The sequence below is a fragment of the Wenjunlia tyrosinilytica genome (assembly GCF_014646055.1).
GTDB lineage: Bacteria > Actinomycetota > Actinomycetes > Streptomycetales > Streptomycetaceae > Wenjunlia > Wenjunlia tyrosinilytica.
Genome location: NZ_BMMS01000009.1, coordinates 1 through 17619, shown reverse-complemented (window position 1 = coordinate 17619; position 17619 = coordinate 1). Strand labels below are relative to the sequence as shown.

The window sequence follows — 17619 nt, the reverse complement described above, 5'->3', positions numbered from 1 at the left end:
GACGGTGTGTCAGATGCTAATGGGAGGGCGGACGATGGGCATACGCCAGGAACGCCTCGACTCGGGCGTCGTGGAGGTGGTGCTCGACGCCCCGCCGGTCAACGCGCTCGACGTCGGCGGATGGTTCGACCTCGCCGAGCGGCTGAGCGGGGCAGGAGCCGACGAGCGGACCCGGGCCGTCGTCCTGCGCGCCGAGGGCCGCGGCTTCTGCGCCGGGGTGGACATCAAGGAGATGCAGACGACACCCGGCTTCGACGCCCTCGTCGGGGCGAACGAGGGCTGCGCCGCCGCCTTCGCCGCCGTCTACGACTGCCCGGTGCCGGTGATCGCCGCGGTCCAGGGCTTCTGCGTCGGCGGGGGTATCGGCCTCGTGGGCAACGCGGACCTGGTCCTCGCCTCCCACGACGCCTGGTTCGCCCTGCCCGAGGTGGACCGGGGAGCCCTCGGGGCGGCCACCCACCTCGCCCGGCTCGTTCCCCAGCAGCGGATGCGGCACATGGTGTACACGGCGGCCGGTGCCACGGCCGCCGAACTGCACGGTTACGGCTCCGTGCTCGCCGTCGTCGACCGGGACAAGCTGCGTGACACGGCCCTGGAGGTCGCCGAGCGCATCGCCGCCAAGGATCCGGCGGTGCTCCGGGCGGCGAAGCGCTCACTGAACGGGATCGACCCGGTGGACGTCAAACGCAGCTACCGCTACGAGCAGGGGTTCACCTTCCAGCTCAATCTGACCGGGGTCTCGGACCGGCTGCGTGACGCCTTCCTGGACCGGTCGGCGGGGACGGGGCCGACGCGGACGGGGTCGGCGTGGACGGGGCCGACGGGGACGGGCCCGGCTGGGGCGGAGTCGGCTGGGGCGGACCGTGCCGGGCATGCCGAGGGGCCGACGGCCGGGGCCGCGCTGGAGGGGGACGGCTGTGGCTGACAAGACGATGACCGCCGACGAGGTGGTCGCCCGCCTCGAGGACGGGATGACCGTGGGGATCGGCGGCTGGGGGCTGCGGCGCAAGCCGATGGCACTGGTCCGGGCCGTCCTGCGCTCGTCGCTGAAGGATCTGACCGTCGTCTCCTACGGTGGCCCCGACGTCGGCCTGCTGTGCGCGTCCGGGCAGGCCAGGAGGGTCGTCCACGGCTTCGTCTCCCTCGACGACCACCCCCTGGAGCCGCACTTCCGGGCGGCCCGCGAGTCCGGGACGGTCGAGGCGGTCGAACTCGACGAGGGGATGTTCCTGGCCGGGCTGCGGGCCGCCGCGCTACGGCTGCCGTTCATGCCCGTGCGTGCCGGGATCGGCTCGGACATCCTGCGGATCAACCCCTCCCTGAGGACTGTCGCCGACCCCTACGGCAGCGGTGACGAGGTGGTGGCGGCCAAGCCGCTGCGGCTGGACGCGGCGCTGGTGCACACCAACCTCGCCGACGCCGCCGGGAACGCCGCCCTCACCGGCCCCGACCAGTTCTTCGACGACCTGTTCTGCCAGGCGGCCGACCGCGCCTATGTCTCCACCGAGCGGATCGTGCCGACCGGGGAGCTGCTCAAACAGGCTGGATGCGTGCACGCGCTCGTCATCCACCGGTACATGACGCATGGCGTGGTCGAGGCCCCCGGGGGAGCGCACTTCACCGAGTGCCGCCCCGACTACGGCCGCGATCTCGAGTACCTGGCCGCCTACGTGCGCGATCCACAGCCTGTGGAAACTTTCCTGGCGTCCCGAGAGGCGGAGCCACGGTGACCGCGACCCGTGCCGAGGTGTGTGTGGCCGCCTGCGCCGAGGCGTTCCGGGGGGACGGGGAGATCCTGGCCGGTGCCATGGGGGGCCTGGTGCCGTCCCTCGGGGCGCGGCTGGCCAGGGCCACGTTCGAGCCCGACCTGGTGATCAGTGACGGGCAGGCCTACCTGGTCGACGCCGAGCAGGCCGTCGAGGGCTGGCTGCCGTACCGGGCGGTCCTCGACCTGCTCGCCTCCGGTCGCCGCCACGTGATGATGGGCCCGGTCCAGATCGACGCCCACGGCAACGCAAATATCTCCTGCATCGGCCCCTGGGAGCGCCCCAAGCGGCAGTTGCTGGGCGCCCGGGGAGCGCCGGGCAACACCGTCAACCACACCACCAGCTACTGGATCCCCCGGCACGCGCCCCGGGTGCTGACCCCGCGGGTGGACCTGGTCTGCGGCATCGGCTACGACCGGGCGGCGTCCGCGGGGTACGCGGCCCGCTTCCACGAGATCCGCCGGGTCGTAACCGATCTCGCCGTGCTGGACTTCGCGCCTGCCGGGCCCATGGCAGGGGACGGCGGTGGGGGCTGCGGCGGCGTGGGCTGCGGCGGTGGCGTGCCCCGGATGCGTCTGGCCTCCGTCCACCCCGGTGTGACCGTCGACCAGGTGGTGGAGGCGACGGGCTTCGAGCTCACCGTTCCCGGCGATGTGCCCACCACCCCCGCACCGGACCCGGAGGCGCTGCGCATCCTGCGCGACGTCCTCGACCCTGCCGGGGCCCGCGAGGCGGAGGTGCCGGGGGGATGAGCGCATGAGCATCGAGACCGCGCTGACCCGGCTGGCCGGCGTCGAGCATCCCGTCGTCCAGACCGGGATGGGCTACGTCGCCCTTCCGGCCCTGGTCGCCGCCACCGCCGAGGCCGGGGGGCTGGGCATCCTGGCGTCGGCGACGCTGTCGTACGAGGAACTGGTCCGCGCCGTCGCCGAGGTGCGGGCGGCCACCGATCGCCCGTTCGGCGTCAATGTGCGCGCCGACGCACCCGACGCCGCCCGCCGCATCGACCTGATGGCGCGCGAGGGCGTCCGTGTGGCCTCGTTCGCCCAGGCGCCCACCAGGGAGCTCACCGAGCGCGCCCATGGCCACGGCATGCTCGTGATGCCCTCCGTAGGCGCCAGGCGCCACGCCGAGAAGGTGGCCGCCTGGGGGGTGGACGCGGTCGTGGTGCAGGGCGGGGAAGGCGGCGGCCACACGGGGGCGGTGCCGACGACGCTCCTGCTGCCGCAGGTGGTGGACGCCCTGCGCGGCAGCGGGGTGTGCGTGGTCGCCGCCGGGGGGTTCTTCGACGGCCGCGGGCTGGTGGCGGCGCTGGCGTACGGGGCGGACGGGATCGCCATGGGCACCCGCTTCCTGCTGACCAGCGACTCCCCGGTGCCCCCGGCCGTGCGGGAGCGCTACCTGGCGGCGGAGGTCACCGGAACGGTCGTGACGCGCGAGGTGGACGGCGTCGCCCACCGGGTCCTGGCCACCCCTTTCGTCTCCTCGCTGGAGCGCGGTGGCGCCCTCGCCCGCTACCCGAGGGCGGTCCGCAACGCACTGCGCTTCGCCCGCCTGTCGGGGACGCCGCTGCGGGCGATGCTGCGCGAGGGACGGGCGATGCGGCGCACGCGTTCACTCACCTGGCCGCAAGTGCTCATGGCGGCGAATACGCCGATGCTGCTGCGCGCCGCCATGGTCGACGGCCGCGCGGACCTGGGGGTGATGGCGTCGGGGCAGGTCACCGGAGTGATCGAGGACATGCCGTCGTGCGCGGAGCTGCTGGCCCGGATCGTCGCCGAGGCGGAGGGGGTGCTGGAGGGCCTGGCGGCATCGAAGAATTGACCATATGTTCGAATCCTCTCCGAGCGGGATGCCCGATCTGCCACTAGCGTGCGAAACAAGACATCCCCTCAAGCAGGAAGAAGCGGACCATGGCCGACTTCCCTGAAGGCGCACCCTGTTGGGTGGACGCGATGTTCCCCGATCTGGAAGCGGGCAAGCGCTTCTACGGCGAACTCCTCGGCTGGACCTTCGAGGCGGGCTCGCCCGAGTACGGCAATTACACGCAGGCGTTCTCGGACGGCAAGAACGTCGCGGGGGTCTCCCCGACCATGCCGGGTATGGAGGGCACCCCTCCCGCCTGGACCGTCTACCTGGCCTCGCCCGACGTCTCCGCCACGGCCGAGAAGATCACGGTCAACGGCGGCCAGGTGATGATGGGCCCCATGGAGGTCGGCGAGTTCGGCAAGATGCTGATCGCGCAGGATCCCGGCGGTGTGGTCTTCGGTGTCTGGGAGGCCGGGACCCACAAGGGCTTCCAGAAGATCGGCGAGCCGGGATCGTTCGCCTGGGTCGAGTTCATGGTCCGGGAGACCGGGGGCGTCGACTCGTTCTACCCGGCCGTCTACCCGCTCCAGACGCGGCAGATCGGTGAGGGCAAGGAGTTCGACTACCTCGTCCTGGAGGCCGGCGGCAAGCCCGTGGCAGGCCGCTACAAGATGGACGAGACCATCCCGGCCGAGGTGCCGTCGCACGCCCTCGTCTACTTCGCGGTCGACGACTGCGACGACGCCGTGGACAAGGTCCGCAAGCTCGGCGGCCAGGTGCGCACCGCCGCGCGCACCACGCCGTTCGGCCGGATGGCGGTCGTCGGCGACCAGCAGGGCGCCGTGTTCGCGGTGATCGACCCCAGCACGACCGAGGGCGAACCGCCGATGTAGTGGCCGCGCCTGCCGGTCGCCGGAACCGGACCTGCCGGCGGGCAGCGCCGATGGCTGACCACCGGCCCCGGGCGCACCCCCGGGGCCGGTGGAGTCGTGTGCGGTCACAGCCGCTCGATGATCGTCACATTCGCCTGGCCGCCGCCCTCGCACATCGTCTGCAGGCCCCAGCGGCCGCCCGTGCGCTCCAGCTGGTGCAGCAGCGTGGTCATCAGCTTGGTGCCGGTGGCGCCGAGAGGGTGGCCCAGGGCGATGGCGCCCCCGCAGGGGTTGACCTTCGCCGGGTCCGCGCCGGTCTCCTTCAGCCAGGCCAGGACCACGCAGGCGAACGCCTCGTTGATCTCGATGGCGTCGAAGTCGCCGATCGACATCCCGGTCCTCGCCAGCGCGTGCTCCGTGGCGGGGATGGGCGCGGTCAGCATCATGATCGGGTCGGAGCCGCGCACGCTCATGTGGTGGATCCGGGCGCGCGGGGTCAGCCCGTGCTCGGCCACGGCTCGCTCGGAGGCGATCAGCATCGCCGAGGCGCCGTCCGAGATCTGCGAGGACAGGGCCGCGGTCAGCCGCCCGCCCGGGGCCAGCGTCTTCAGCCCGGCCATCTTCTCCAGCGTGGTGTCCCGGCGCGGTCCCTCGTCCACGGCCAGCTCGGGCAGGGGAGCGATCTCCTTGTCGAACCAGCCGCTGTCGATCGCGTGCAGCGCCTTCCGGTGGCTGGCCAGGGCGAACCGCTCCATGTCCTCCCGGCCGATGTCCCAGTGCCGGGCGATCAGCTCGGCCCCGTGGTACTGGCTCACCGGCTGGTCGCCGTAGCGCTTGCGCCAGCCGACGGAGCCCGAGTAGGGGTCCTCGAAGCCGTACTCCTGGCCCGCGGCCATGGCGGCGGCGATGGGGATCCGTGTCATGTTCTGCACGCCGCCGGCCACGACGAGGTCCTGGGTGCCGCTCAGCACGCCCTGCGCCGCGAAGTGCACGGCCTGCTGCGACGAGCCGCACTGGCGGTCGAGGGTGACGCCGGGGACGTGCTCGGGGAGCCCGGCGGCGAGCCAGCACGTGCGGGCGATGTCCCCGGCCTGGCCGCCGATGGTGTCCAGACAGCCGAAGACGACGTCCTCGACGGCGCCCGGGTCGACCCCGCAGCGCTCGACGAGGGCGGTCAGCACGTGCGCGCCCAGGTCGGCCGGGTGGACGGCCGCAAGGGAGCCCTTGCGGCGGCCGACCGGGGTGCGTACCGCTTCGACGATGTACGCCTCGCCCATGGTGGGTTCCTGCCCCTCGTTTCCGCGTTACCGGCAAGTAGGTGTGCGTCTTCAGTGTGCACCCGGCCATTCAATCTGACGCAGTGTCAGTTTAGGGTGACTCCATGGACCTGGCCTACAGCGCGTCCGAACGGCGCTTCCGCGACGAGATACGGGCCTGGCTCGCGGCCCATGTGCCCCCGGAACCGCTTCCCTCCATGGACACCGCCGAGGGCTTCGCCCGGCACCGGGAGTGGGAGCGCGGGCTCCACGAGGCCGGGTGGGCGGTGGTGAGCTGGCCCGAGGAGTACGGGGGGCGCGGGGCCTCCCTCACCGAGTGGCTGATCTTCGAGGAGGAGTACCACCGCGCGGATGCCCCTGCCCGGGTGACCCAGAACGGCATCTTCCTCTTCGCCCCCACCGTCTTCGAGTACGGCACCCCCGAACAGCGCCGCCGCGTCCTGCCCCCCATGGCCTCGGGCGAGCAGGTGTGGGTGCAGGGCTGGTCGGAACCTGAAGCCGGATCCGACCTGGCCGCACTGCGCTCGCGCGCGGAGCGCGCCGACGGCGGGTGGTTGCTTTCCGGGCAGAAGACCTGGAGCACCCGGGCCGCGTTCGGGGACCGCATGTTCGGTCTGTTCCGCACCGATCCGCGGGCGCGGCGGCATCACGGGCTGACCTACTTCATGGTCGATCTCGCGGCGCCGGGGATGACCGTCCGGCCGATTCGGCAGCTCGGCGGGGGGACGGGGTTCGCCGAGGTGTTCCTCGACGAGGTGTTCGTGCCCGACGAGGACGTCGTGGGGGCGGTGGGGCAGGGCTGGGCGGTGGCGATGTCCACCACCGGCAGCGAACGCGGGCTCAGCCTCCGCTCACCCGGCCGGTTCCTCGCCGCCGCCGACCGCCTGCTCGGCCTCTACCAGGGCGTGTGCGAAGGAACCGTTCCCGGCGGCGGTCGGCCGCACGACCACCGCGACGCCGTGGTGGACGCGTGGATGCGGGCCGAGGCGTACCGGCTCTACACCTTCCGGGCCGTCACCGGGCTCGAGGACGGCGGGACGACCGGCGCCGAGTCCAGCCTCAACAAGGTGTTCTGGTCCGAGCTCGACCTCGACCTGCACACCACCGCGCTGCGCCTGCTCGGCCCCCACGCCCACCTGCCCGGCCCCTGGCTCGACGGCTATGTCTTCGCCCTCGCGGGCCCGATCTACGCGGGGACCAATGAGATCCAGCGCAATGTGATCGCGGAGCGCCTGCTCGGCCTGCCCAGGGAGCCTCGACCATGAGATTCGCACCCACGCCCGAGCAGGAGGAGTTCCGGCGGACCGTGCGCGACCTGCTCGCCGGGCCGGGCGCCGCCGGCAAGTCATGGGCCGGCAAGTCATGGGCGGGCAAGTCATGGGCGGGCAAGTCATGGACCGGTAAGTCATGGGAAGGCGAGCCCGGCGCCGCCGACGGGCCCGGGGCGGGCGAGCCCGGCGCCGCCGATGGGCCCTGGCGGGCGCTGGCCGACGTCGGCGCCCCCGCCCTCACGGTCCCCGAGCGGTACGGAGGGCTCGGCCTCGGCGCCGAGGAGCTGGTCGCGGTGCTGGAGGAGACCGGCCGGGCCTGCCTGCCCGAGCCCCTGCTCGAGAACACGGTCGCCGCCCGGCTCCTCGCCGACGCCGCCCCCGACTCACCGCAGGCCGCCCACTGGCTGCCCCGCTTCGCCGCGGGCGAGGCCCGCCTGGCGTTGGTGCTGCCGCCGGAGCCCTTCGCCGTGGGCGGGGCGGAGGCGGATCTGGTCCTCGTGGGGCAGGGCGGCGAGCTGTACGCGCTCGAAAGCGGCCACGCGGTCCCCGTTCCGGGGGTGGACCCCGGCCGCCCTCCGGCCAGGATCGAGCTGCCGAGCGGCCGCGCGCCGCTCGCCCCCGCGTGCGGACCGGCGGTGGAGCGCGCGGCCCTCCTCGCGGCGCTCGGGGCCGCCGCCGAGCTCCTCGGAGCCGCCCTGCGCATGCTCGAGCTGGCCGTGGCGCACACCGGCGCCCGTGAGCAGTTCGGCCGCCCCGTCGGCTCCTTCCAGGCGGTCAAGCACCACCTGGCGGATGTGCTCATGGCGATCGAGTTCGCCCGGCCGGTGGTGCTGCGAGCCGCTCATTCGTTCGACCGGGGCCTCCCCTCGTGGGCCAGGGACGCCTCCATGGCCAAGGTCTTCGCCTCGGACGCCGCCGAGCGGGCCGCCCGCTCCTGCCTGCAGGTCCACGGCGCGATCGGCTACACCGAGGAGCACGGCCTCGCCCGCCTGATGCGCCGCTCCTGGACGCTGTCGGCCGCGTGGGGCGACGCGGGCCACCACCGCGCAGCCGTCGCCGCGGACCTGCTGGGACCGGCCCCGGCCCCGGCCTGCCCACCGCGCTGAGCCGGTCCGCCGCATTCGCCCGGAACGACGCCGACACGGCGAAAACGCCCCCTGGGTTCGCAACCGGCACCCCGGACAGGAAGAATCAATGCCGTACCCCCAATGGGTAGGCGGTGAGACGCTGCACGGGGGACCCGACGGGGAGGTGGCACTACCAGTGGAGCAGCTGACGCAGCACGACCCGAGACGGATCGGCCCTTTCGAGGTGCTGGGCCGTCTCGGCGCCGGCGGCATGGGGCTGGTCTATCTCGCGCGCTCGGCCTCGGGGCGGCGCGTGGCCATCAAGACGGTGCGGGCGGAGCTCGCGGAGGACCAGCTCTTCCGGGTCCGCTTCACCCGTGAGGTGGAGGCGGCCCGGGCGGTCAGCGGCTTCTACACGGCGGCCGTCGTGGACGCCGACCCGCGCGCCGCGGTGCCGTGGCTGGCCACCGCGTACGTTCCCGCGCCCTCCCTCGAGGAGATAGTGGACAAGTGCGGCCCGCTGCCGGTGCAGGCCGTGCGCTGGCTCGCCGCGGGCATCGCCGAGGCCCTGCAGTCCATCCACGGTGCCGGGCTGGTCCACCGCGACATGAAGCCCTCCAATGTCCTGGTCGTCGAGGACGGCCCCCGGGTCATCGACTTCGGTATCGCCAGCGGTGTGTCCAACACCCGCCTGACCATGACCAACGTGGCCGTGGGCACCCCCGCCTACATGTCTCCCGAGCAGGCCCGCGACAGCCGCAGTGTCACCGGCGCCAGCGATGTCTTCTCGCTCGGCTCCACCCTGGTCTTCGCCGCGACCGGCCACGCTCCCTACCACGGGGCCAACCCGGTCGAGACGGTCTTCATGCTGCTGCGGGAGGGTCCGGACCTGACCGGGCTGCCTGGGGACCTGCGCCCGCTGGTCGAGTCCTGTCTGAAGATGCAGCCGGAGAACCGGCCGTCCCCCGCGGACCTTCAGCAGCAGCTCGCCCCCCATCTGTTCTCCACGGGCGACGACGAGAGCGAGGCGTCGGCGTGGCTGCCCGAGCGGGCGCTGACGCTGATCGAGTCCCGCCGCGGCCGCCGGGCCGCCGCTCTCCAGCAGGCCGCCGCGCAACCCGTCGTGGCGCCGCCGCCCCCGCCGCCCGACAACGAGCCCGATGCGACCCGAGGGCACGGCGGGCCGGTTCGGCTGCCCGGTTCCAAGGTGGCCATAGGCCCGGGCCCCCGGGCCACCTCCGGCCACGACCGCTCGGCCGCGCCCGCCGCGGGTACCGACTGGGTGCGCCGGGGCGGCAGCCCCAAGGCGGGGGCTCCGGCCCCGGCGGGCGTCCCCTCGGCCCGCGCCCGCAACGGCGACGCCGCGCCCTCGCGCTGGCGCCCGTGGCGCTTCCGGATGTCCAACGACGTCTACGGCACCCCGATCGTCTCCCGGGGCCGTCTGTACGTGTCCTCCTTCGAGGTGCACGCGCTGGACGTGGCCACCGGGCGGCGGGAGTTCCGCACCCGCGACGTCGCCTGGACCATGGCCGTCTCCGAGGGGCGGCTCTACGCCTCGGACGGCCCCAGCCTGTACGCGCTCGACGCCGACGACGGCAGCGACCGCTGGCGGGCCACGCCGGACGGGTGGGTCTACTCGCTCCAGGTGGACTCCGGCTCGGTGGTGACCGGGGTGCGCGGCGGCGGTGTCCAGGTGCGTGACGCCGCGACCGGCGATCTGCGGTGGCAGCAGTCGGGAGCGCAGACGGACTTCGAATCGCCCGACTCGGGGCCGCTGGCCGCCGCGGGCGCGGTCTACTGGTTCGGCGGCGGGCGGCTGCACTGCGTGGACGCCCACACGGGCCGGGAGCGGTGGACCTTCCCGGTCGGCGAGGACTCTCCGGCCCGCCCGGTCGAGGCCGACGGCACGGTGTACCTGACCGCGGGCACCAGGGTGTTCGCTCTCAACGCGTCCGACGGCCGGGAGCGGTGGCGGTTCGACGCGCCCGCGGTGATGTTCACCCGGCCCACCTTCGTCCCGGGTCCCGGCGTCTCCGGCGGAGGCGTCTACACCGTCGACTACCTGGGCACCGTCTACGCCCTCGACCCCGCCAACGGCCGCGACCGCTGGCGGGTCGCCACCGAGAGCCGCCAGGGCAACGAGCCCGTGGTGGTGGCCTCGGGCACGGTCCACCTGGGCAGCGGGAACGCCCTGTACACACTCGACGCGGTCACTGGCACCCCACGCTGGCGCTTCGCCGCCCAGGGCGAGGTGGTGGGTGCCCCGGTGGTGGCGGAGGGCAGAGTCCACTTCGGTTCCAGGGACCACTGCCTGTACACGGTGGACGCGGCCGGAGGGCAGCTGCGCTGGAAGCTGGAGACCGGCGGAGAGATCACCGGCTCGCCGGTGGTCGCCGACGGTGTCGTGTACGCGTGCAGCAAGGACCGATGCGTCTACGCGCTGGACGCGGTCAAGGGAACGGGGGCCGGCGGGCGCGCGGCGGCGGCCCGCTAGCGCAAGGCGCTCCCGCGGTCGGGTTCGCAGCGCCGGACAGGCGGCGCCGGTCCGTCACGCGGCCTGCCGGGCGGCGCCCGGAACATGCCTCGGGCTGTGCTGTCTCAGCTGGTGTCGCCCGGGCGCCACGCCTGCGGGGTGTCCAGATGCCCGCCGGGCTCGGTGTCCTCGGGCGGCCGGCCGTCCCCGTGCCCTCCGGCCGGGGGTTCGGGCGGGTACACCTGCCCGGCGCGGTGCCGCGCCCGTCTGCGGCGCCGCCCGTTCATGACGACCGCCCCGATCAGCAGGAGCAACCCGCCGCCGAAGGCGAGCACCATCCCCTCGCCCACCAGATCGCTGTGCAGCGCCTGCGGGGTGTCCGCCTGGCGGGTCAGCCACAGCGCCACCATCAGCAGGACCAGGAGCCCGCTGAGCGCGACCAGGACGCGTGAGCGCAGCACCACCCCGATGACGGCGACGAACGCGGCGAACGCCATCGGCAGGAAGACCGACGCCAGCAGGTCGGCGTCCACCATCGTGATGCCGTTGAACAGATCCTGCACACGCAGGTCCGAGCCGTGGCGGCCGTCGTACCCGGCACGGAAGGGGCTCAGGACGGCGGCTGCGGCTCCGAGGAGGGCGATTACGGCGCCGACGATGTTGCGCATCGCGGGGATCCTCACGTTCCGCGGTCTCCCCTGCTGCCGACGCTACGCCCCAGGCGGGGCATACGCCACAGGAGGCCGCTGGAACCCGTCCAGCACCGGCCCGGAGCACCCGCGGGGGACGGACGGCGTCCCGCCCCACGCCCCGCAGCGCCCACGACCTGCGGGGCCCACGCCCCGCGGGGCCCGCGGCCCGGACCGGCCGCCTACCGGCGGTTGCGCCAGGCCGTGATGATGTCCCGTTCCTTCTCCTCGGCGATGCCCACCCGGGGCCGTTCGCGGTAGCTGGGGAGAAGGTCCGGGACGTCGCCGCTCCCGAGCCAGGTCCAGGTGTCGCGTATCGAGTCCTCGACGGCCCGGCAGGACAGGCCCGCCTCCAGCGCCTTGCCGGAGGAGGTCAGCCACACCCCGGCGAAGTCCGGCCGTGCGGGCGCCCACAGCGGAAGCTCGTCCCAGACCCCCACCTCGTGGTCGAGCAGGAAGTCGTCGTCGATCCAGACGGGTTCGGCGTCGGACCCGGTGGCCTCCACGCAGGTGGAGATGAGCTCGCCCCAGGTGACATTCCCGTGGATGCCGGTGGTGAAGTAGCGGCCCTCGTAGCCCTTCTCGATCCCGTTCATGGTGAACTCGGCGATGTCGCGGGCGTCGATGAGCTGCATCGAGCGGTCCGGGTGGCCGGGCGCGATGAACGGCCCGCCGCGGGCGGCCCTGCGCAGCCAGTACGGGATGCGCCCGACGTTCTCGTGCGGGCCCACGATCAGTCCGGGGTTGATGATCAGCGCGGTGCCCTCGAACCCCTCCTCGACCGCCCGCTCGCAGCCCGCCTTCAACTCGCCGTAGTTCCCGTCCTCGGGACCCGCGTCCGCGGGGCAGTCCAGCCTCGGTGAGTGCTCGTCGACCGAGGAGGCCTTCCGGAAGGCGTAGGCGGAGACGCTGGAGACGAAGGCGTAGGTGCCGGCCGCCGGGGACAGGGCCCGCACGGACTCGCCGACCACGCGCGGGACGTACCCGCAGACGTCCACCACGGCGTCCCACGGCCCGAGTCCGGCCAGCCGGGCCAGGTCGCCGGCGCTCTCGCGGTCGCCCCGGACGCTCTCGGCGCCGGGCACGTCGGTGCCGGTCACACCGCGGTTGAACGCCGTCACGTCCCAGCCGCGCGCCAGCGCCGCCTCGACCATGTGCCGGCCCAGGAAGACCGTGCCGCCCATCACCAGAAGCCTCATGCGCGAAGCCTGCCCAAACGGCGGCCGGGGCGGAAGAGGTTTTCTCGGTGGGCGCAATCACAGTGTGGCGGGAACAACGCGGGGGGTAGTCGACGTTCTCGTGTGTTCCCACCCGGCTGACCGGCGCCCTCAAGCGCCCGTTCCCGGCGGTCTCAGCGGATGCGGAACTCCCGCGAGCGCGACGCGAACAGCCCCTCCTGGCGGTCGGCGGGCAGATTGCCCAGCCGCACCAGATGCGGCGCCGTGGCCAGTGCCTGCGACCGCGTCATCTCCCGTGCCGCCCACACCGCGCGGACCGTCCCCTGCACCGCTTCCGGGGGATATCCGGCGATGACCGACGCCGACCTGGCGGCGGCGCCGGGCAACTCCTGCGCCGGGACGACCTCGGAGACCAGTCCGTTCTCGTACGCCCGGCGCGCGCTCATGCGCTCCGCCGTGCCGAGCAGGGCCAGCCGCATCACCTCGCCCAGCGGCATGCGCTGGGCCAGGTGCACCGCCTCGAAGGCATTGACCATGCCGTAGGTGGTGTGCGGGTCGAAGAAGGTCGCGTGCTCGGCGGCGATGATGAACTCGCACTCGCCGAGCAGGTAGAACGCGCCTCCGCACGCCATCCCGTTGACCGCCGCGATCACCGGCTTCCACAGATCGGCGCTCTTCGGTCCGAGGCGGAGCGCCGGGTCCTCGACCATGAAGGGCGAGCTGGGCTGGGGCACTTCGACCGAGCGGTCGATGCCGGTGCAGAACGCCCGGTCCCCGGCGCCGGTCAGCACGACCACCCGCACATCGTCGTCGTAGCGCAGCGCCCGCCACAGGCCGTTGACCTCGTCGACCATGGTGAGGTCGAAGGCGTTGTGGCGCTCGGGCCGGTTGAGAGTGACGGTCGCGACGCCGTCCTTCACCTCGTGGAGCAGGGTGCTGTACGCGCTCACCGGTCCTCCAGCAGCCAGCGGGGGACGGTGACGCCCTCGGCCATGTCGTGGAAGCACACCCGCACGGGGGCACCGATGCGGAAGCGGTCGGCCGGGACCCCGTTGAGCGGCCCGTCGGCGATGGCCACGACATTGCCCACGAGCCGCAGCCGAGGATCCTCCGCAAGCTCGACGACGACGGCGTTGTACGGGGCCAGCCGGGCATAGGCGGGCAGGAGCGGAGGATGGGGGAAGACATAGGACCAGATGCGCCCGCGCCCGCTCATCAGCGTCCACTCGCCGTCGAACGAGTGGCAGTGCGGACAGCACGGCCGGGGCGGGAAGCGCAGCCGTCCGCAGGCCGAGCAGCCCTGCATCCGCAACTCGTGCCGCCCGGCGTACTCCCAGAAGGGCGCCCCGTCGGCGTCGGCCCACGGCAGGAGCATCCCCCCTGGTGTGGTGGAGGCAGGTGCGGTGGAGGCAGCCGTCATCGTCAACTCCTCAGCAGCAGGGCGGAGGTCGGGACGCCCTCGCCCGCCGTGACCAGACAGGTGGCGGCGTCCGGGACCTGGGCGGTGGAGGTGCCGCGCAATTGCTTGACGCCCTCGGTGATCAGGTTGAAGCCGTGCACATACGCCTCGGAGAGCCCGCCGCCGCCGGTGTTGATCGGCAGCCGTCCGCCGATCTCCAGCGCCCCGCCCTCGGTGAACGCCGCGCCCTCTCCGCGTCCGCAGAAGCCGTATCCCTCCAGTGACAGGGGGATCAGCGGGGTGAACGCGTCATAGATCTGGGCCACATCGACCTCCTGCGGCCCGAAGTCGGCGTTCTTCCACAGATGGCGGGCGGCGGTCCAGGCGGGGCCGGTCAGCGGGTCGTCGTTCCAGTAGTTGACCATCCCGTGGTGCTGGGCCGGCAGGCCCTGGGCGACGCAATGGATGTACACGGGCTTGTGGCGGCAGTCGCGGGCGCGCTCGGCCGGGACCACGACGCAGGCCAGGGCGCCGTCGGTCTCCAGGCAGTTGTCGAACAGGCACAGCGGCTCGCAGATCCAGCGTGCCGTCATGTACATCTCGCGGGTCAGCGGGCGCTCGTACATCATCGCGTCGGGGTTCTGGTTGGCGCGGTTGCGGCAGGCGAGGGCCACATTGAACAGGTGGTCGCGAGTGGCGCCGTACTCGTGCATGTAGCGGCGGGCGAGCATCCCGATCTCGTCGGCGGGCCGCAGCAGGCCGAAGGGGCGTGTCCACTGGGCGGGGGTGGGCAGTTGGACGGCGGTGCTGGTCCACGGGCGGATGCCCGAACCCCGCTTCCTCGACCGCCAGGCGACCCCGACCGAGGCCTGCCCGGTCGCCACCGCGGCGACGAGATGGGCGACGGTGGCGCACGAGCCGCCCCCGCCGTAGCCGACCTTGCTGAAGAACGTCACATCGCCCGCGCCGATCGCCTTGGCGACCTCGACCTCGTCGGTCTCCTCCATCGTGTACGAGGCGAAGGCGTCCACTTCGGAGGGATCGATCCCGGCGTCGTCGAGGGCGGCGAGGACCGCCCGGCAGGCGAGGGCCTTCTCGGGTTCGTCGAGGCTCCTGGAGAACCGGGTCTGTCCTATCCCCGCGATGGCGCACACATCCTTGATCGCGCATACGTCCTTGACGGGCACGGCCCGCACCTCCGCTCGCCCGTGACGGCAGTAGGCAGTCGTGCTGACAGGGCGTCAGGCTACCGATAATCTGACGGATAGTCAGCTAGTGGTGAGGTGGATCCGATGCGCGGCGATCTCCAATGGGGCTCCATACCCGGGCTGGTGCGGTACGCGGCGCGGCGGTACGCCGACCGGGAGGCGGTGTGCGACGGCCGCACCCGGATCACCTACCGGGAGCTGGGTGAACGGGTCGAGCGGGCCGCGGCCGCCGCCGTCGCGGCCGGGGTGCGGCCGGGCGACCGGGTCGCCGTCTGGGCGCCCAACACCCCTGAGTGGATCACGGCCGCCCTCGGGGCCGTCACGGCGGGCGGGGTGCTCGTCCCCGTCAACACCCGCTTCAAGGGCGCGGAGGCCGCCGACATCCTCGCCAGGACCCGGGCCCGCCTCCTCTTCGTGACGGGCACCTTCCTGGGCACCTCCTACGTGGCCTCGCTGCGGCGGGCGGCGGGCCGGGGCAGCGCGAACGCCCCGCTGTCCGGCCTGCCCGACTTGGCGGAGGTCGTCGTCCTGTCCCGGGACGCCCCCGAGGACTTCCGCTCGTGGAAGGACTTCCTCGCCGGAGGGCGGGCCGTGGACGCCGAGGCGGTCCGGCGCCGCGCCGACGCGGTGGACGGGGACGCGCCCTCCGACATCACCTTCACCTCCGGGACGACCGGCAGCCCCAAGGGCGCGGTGATCACGCACGCCCAGACCCTGCGGGTGTACGAGGTGTGGAGCGACCTCGCCGGACTGACCGAGGGGGACCGCTACCTCGTCGTCAACCCGTTCTTCCACACCTTCGGCTACAAGGCGGGCATCATCGCCTCGCTCATGCGGGGGGCCACGATCGTCCCGCAGCCGGTGTTCAACGTGGACACGGTCCTGGCCAATGTGGCCGCCGAGCGGATCAGCGTCCTGCCGGGACCGCCCACCCTCCACCAGTCGATCCTCGACCACCCGGGGCGGGACAAGCACGACCTGTCGGCGCTGCGGCTCGTGGTCACCGGGGCCGCGGTCGTACCGCTGGAACTGGTGGAGCGGCTGCGCTCCGAGCTGAGGATCGGCACCGTGCTGACCGCCTACGGCCTCACCGAGGCGTCGGGAACGGTGACCATGTGCCGCAGGGGCGATCCGGCGCAGGCCGTCGCGCGGACCTCGGGGCGGGCGATCCCCGACACGGAGGTGCGGATCGTGGACGGTCGGGGAAGGAGCCTGCCGGCCGGGGAGCCCGGCGAGGTGCTCGTGCGCGGCTACCACGTGATGCGGGGGTACTTCGAGGACCCCGAGGCGACGGCGGCGGCCATTGACGCGCAGGGGTGGCTGCGCACGGGGGATGTCGGGGTCCTGGACGGGGAGGGGAATCTGAGGATCACCGACCGGATCAAGGACATGTTCATCGTCGGCGGCTTCAACGCCTACCCGGCGGAGATCGAGCAGATCCTGTGCCGCCACCCGGGCATCCGGGAGGCGGCGGTGGTGGGTGTCCCGGACCGGCGGCTGGGGGAGGTGGGCAAGGCGTATGTGGTCCGGAACCCGGACGCGGTGCTCACCGGCGACGACGTGATGGCGTGGTCGAGGCGGGAGATGGCGAACTACAAGGTGCCCAGGGAGGTGGAGTTCATCGCTGAGCTGCCGCGGAACGCGAGCGGCAAGGTGGTGAAGGGCCGGCTGCGGCAGGGGGTGTCCCGGGCGCGGACGGCGCACATGGCAACGGAGGACGACCGTGGCGTTCCCCCTCCGGCCGCCACGACCGTCCTCCGCCACCCGCCCCGCGAGAGCCCCTGATTCCCTCGCGGGGGCGGGCCCCTGTCGCACAGCGGCTTGCTTTTCCGCTGTTGGAGGGCTGACCCCTGGCGCCCCCCAGCGCCAGGGGTTTCCCTCATTCCCCCTGGCGCCCCCGACGCCAAGGGATTTCCCCCGATTCCCCCGGTCCCCCCGTGTGTGACTCCGGTGAGTCACACGTCCAACGGCTTGGTACCGGCCCCTACGCCGGGTTGGCGTCCGTGCTGTCGGGCTTGATTTCACCCGGGTGCCAGTTGTCCGGCTTGATGATGGGCTTGATGTCGCCCGGGTGCCAGTTGTCGGGCTCCACGACAGGGGCGACGGGCTTGACGTCGCCGGGGTGCCAGTTGTCGGGCGTGGGCTGGGGCGTGACCGTCGGCTCCCCCGAGCCGGTGGTCTCCGGAGTCGGTGTGCTCATGTTTCCCTCTCCCCTGATCGTTCTTCCGTGCTGTGCTCACGGTCCCTCGGCACTGCGCGGTCGCGGCCGCTGAGACGTGCGCGGCGACTACCCCCGTCAGCCACCGAGCGGCCTCTGGCGACCGCGCCACAGTAACCGCGCGAGCCTTGACCGAGTGCTGCTCGCTCCGAACGGTTGCAGTCTCGAAGCGATGCAGCGGCGGATCCGTGACGACTACACTGCATCGAGGCAATCAGCAGCCGATAAACGAGCGATAAACGACCCGCTGATCAGCGGGGAATGGCGCCGTCCACCGCGAGAAGGGCTCGTACTTCCTCGGCCTCGGGAGCGCCCAGCCCCTCGAAGAGGGCGAGCGCTTCCTGCCAGCAGCCCCTTGCCCGGTCGGTGTGACCGAGCCCGTCCAGCGCGTG

The 17619-nt window shown here is 72.9% G+C and carries 16 protein-coding genes; 9 read left to right on the top strand and 7 right to left on the bottom strand.

Annotated features, from left to right (window positions below):
• The first annotated feature begins 34 nt into the window (after positions 1-34).
• The 5 genes from IEY86_RS11785 to IEY86_RS11765 all read left to right on the top strand — a co-directional run bounded on the left by IEY86_RS11785 (position 35) and on the right by IEY86_RS11765 (position 4468).
• Positions 35-925: an enoyl-CoA hydratase family protein gene (locus IEY86_RS11785; protein WP_189131559.1), complete on the top strand. Its 891-nt coding sequence runs from the start codon at positions 35-37 to the stop codon at positions 923-925.
• Positions 918-1730, top strand: coding sequence for a CoA transferase subunit A (locus IEY86_RS11780; protein ID WP_189131558.1), 813 nt, complete (start codon positions 918-920; stop codon positions 1728-1730). The genes IEY86_RS11785 and IEY86_RS11780 overlap by 8 nt, the downstream gene beginning before the upstream one ends.
• Positions 1727-2518 (top strand): CoA-transferase subunit beta, encoded by a 792-nt coding sequence (locus tag IEY86_RS11775; RefSeq protein ID WP_189131557.1) that lies wholly within the window; start codon positions 1727-1729, stop codon positions 2516-2518. The genes IEY86_RS11780 and IEY86_RS11775 overlap by 4 nt, the downstream gene beginning before the upstream one ends.
• A gap of 10 nt (positions 2519-2528) precedes the next feature.
• Positions 2529-3590 carry an NAD(P)H-dependent flavin oxidoreductase gene (locus IEY86_RS11770; protein ID WP_373287007.1) on the top strand — a complete coding sequence of 354 codons (1062 nt, stop codon included), beginning with the start codon at positions 2529-2531 and terminating at the stop codon, positions 3588-3590.
• Positions 3591-3679: 89 nt separating this feature from the next.
• A complete protein-coding gene (locus IEY86_RS11765) occupies positions 3680-4468 on the top strand; it encodes a VOC family protein (protein ID WP_189131555.1) in 789 nt (262 codons plus the stop codon).
• A gap of 104 nt (positions 4469-4572) precedes the next feature.
• Here the strand turns inward: IEY86_RS11765 and IEY86_RS11760 are convergent, their stop codons facing one another.
• Positions 4573-5724, bottom strand: a complete 1152-nt coding sequence (locus IEY86_RS11760) for an acetyl-CoA C-acetyltransferase (protein WP_189131554.1) — start codon at positions 5722-5724, stop codon at positions 4573-4575.
• A 104-nt stretch (positions 5725-5828) separates the two neighbouring features.
• On the opposite strand from IEY86_RS11760, the gene IEY86_RS11755 reads away from it, so the two are divergent.
• The 3 genes from IEY86_RS11755 to IEY86_RS11745 all read left to right on the top strand — a co-directional run bounded on the left by IEY86_RS11755 (position 5829) and on the right by IEY86_RS11745 (position 10556).
• Positions 5829-6989 carry an acyl-CoA dehydrogenase family protein gene (locus IEY86_RS11755; RefSeq protein ID WP_189131553.1) on the top strand — a complete coding sequence of 387 codons (1161 nt, stop codon included), beginning with the start codon at positions 5829-5831 and terminating at the stop codon, positions 6987-6989.
• Positions 6986-8101 (top strand): acyl-CoA dehydrogenase family protein, encoded by a 1116-nt coding sequence (locus IEY86_RS11750; protein WP_189131552.1) that lies wholly within the window; start codon positions 6986-6988, stop codon positions 8099-8101. The genes IEY86_RS11755 and IEY86_RS11750 overlap by 4 nt, the downstream gene beginning before the upstream one ends.
• Positions 8102-8258: 157 nt before the next feature.
• Positions 8259-10556, top strand: coding sequence for a serine/threonine-protein kinase (locus tag IEY86_RS11745; protein ID WP_189131551.1), 2298 nt, complete (start codon positions 8259-8261; stop codon positions 10554-10556).
• 104 nt (positions 10557-10660) lie between these two features.
• On the opposite strand, the gene IEY86_RS11740 is transcribed toward IEY86_RS11745, so the two are convergent.
• The 5 genes from IEY86_RS11740 to IEY86_RS11720 form a co-directional block, all read right to left on the bottom strand.
• A complete protein-coding gene (locus IEY86_RS11740; protein ID WP_189131550.1) occupies positions 10661-11203 on the bottom strand; it encodes a hypothetical protein in 543 nt (180 codons plus the stop codon).
• A gap of 203 nt (positions 11204-11406) precedes the next feature.
• Positions 11407-12423: an NAD-dependent epimerase/dehydratase family protein gene (locus IEY86_RS11735; RefSeq protein WP_189131549.1), complete on the bottom strand. Its 1017-nt coding sequence runs from the start codon at positions 12421-12423 to the stop codon at positions 11407-11409.
• 152 nt (positions 12424-12575) lie between these two features.
• Positions 12576-13352, bottom strand: a complete 777-nt coding sequence (locus IEY86_RS11730; protein ID WP_189131548.1) for an enoyl-CoA hydratase/isomerase family protein — start codon at positions 13350-13352, stop codon at positions 12576-12578.
• The gene (locus IEY86_RS11725; RefSeq protein WP_373286998.1) at positions 13349-13822 is read right to left on the bottom strand and encodes a Zn-ribbon domain-containing OB-fold protein; all 474 of its coding nucleotides are present in this window, start codon (positions 13820-13822) and stop codon (positions 13349-13351) included. The genes IEY86_RS11730 and IEY86_RS11725 overlap by 4 nt, the downstream gene beginning before the upstream one ends.
• Before the next feature lie 2 nt (positions 13823-13824).
• Positions 13825-14988, bottom strand: coding sequence for a lipid-transfer protein (locus IEY86_RS11720; protein WP_189131547.1), 1164 nt, complete (start codon positions 14986-14988; stop codon positions 13825-13827).
• Between the two features lie 105 nt (positions 14989-15093).
• Between IEY86_RS11720 and IEY86_RS11715 the strand changes: the two genes are divergently transcribed.
• Positions 15094-16794, top strand: a complete 1701-nt coding sequence (locus IEY86_RS11715; protein WP_189131546.1) for a FadD3 family acyl-CoA ligase — start codon at positions 15094-15096, stop codon at positions 16792-16794.
• A 199-nt stretch (positions 16795-16993) separates the two neighbouring features.
• Here the strand turns inward: IEY86_RS11715 and IEY86_RS11710 are convergent, their stop codons facing one another.
• Complete coding sequence (locus IEY86_RS11710; protein ID WP_189131545.1) at positions 16994-17209, bottom strand: hypothetical protein; 216 nt, start codon at positions 17207-17209, stop codon at positions 16994-16996.
• Positions 17210-17619 lie beyond the last annotated feature (410 nt).

Excerpts from the sequence above, each read along its gene's own strand:
- IEY86_RS11785 (WP_189131559.1), top strand. The coding sequence starts at position 35 with ATGGGCATACGCCAGGAACGCCTCGACTCGGGCGTCGTGGAGGTGGTG.
- IEY86_RS11765 (WP_189131555.1), top strand. The coding sequence starts at position 3,680 with ATGGCCGACTTCCCTGAAGGCGCACCCTGTTGGGTGGACGCGATGTTC.
- IEY86_RS11760 (WP_189131554.1), bottom strand. The coding sequence starts at position 5,724 with ATGGGCGAGGCGTACATCGTCGAAGCGGTACGCACCCCGGTCGGCCGC.
- IEY86_RS11755 (WP_189131553.1), top strand. The coding sequence starts at position 5,829 with ATGGACCTGGCCTACAGCGCGTCCGAACGGCGCTTCCGCGACGAGATA.
- IEY86_RS11750 (WP_189131552.1), top strand. The coding sequence starts at position 6,986 with ATGAGATTCGCACCCACGCCCGAGCAGGAGGAGTTCCGGCGGACCGTG.
- IEY86_RS11740 (WP_189131550.1), bottom strand. The coding sequence starts at position 11,203 with ATGCGCAACATCGTCGGCGCCGTAATCGCCCTCCTCGGAGCCGCAGCC.
- IEY86_RS11735 (WP_189131549.1), bottom strand. The coding sequence starts at position 12,423 with ATGAGGCTTCTGGTGATGGGCGGCACGGTCTTCCTGGGCCGGCACATG.
- IEY86_RS11725 (WP_373286998.1), bottom strand. The coding sequence starts at position 13,822 with ATGACGGCTGCCTCCACCGCACCTGCCTCCACCACACCAGGGGGGATG.
- IEY86_RS11715 (WP_189131546.1), top strand. The coding sequence starts at position 15,094 with ATGCGCGGCGATCTCCAATGGGGCTCCATACCCGGGCTGGTGCGGTAC.
- IEY86_RS11710 (WP_189131545.1), bottom strand. The coding sequence starts at position 17,209 with ATGAGCACACCGACTCCGGAGACCACCGGCTCGGGGGAGCCGACGGTC.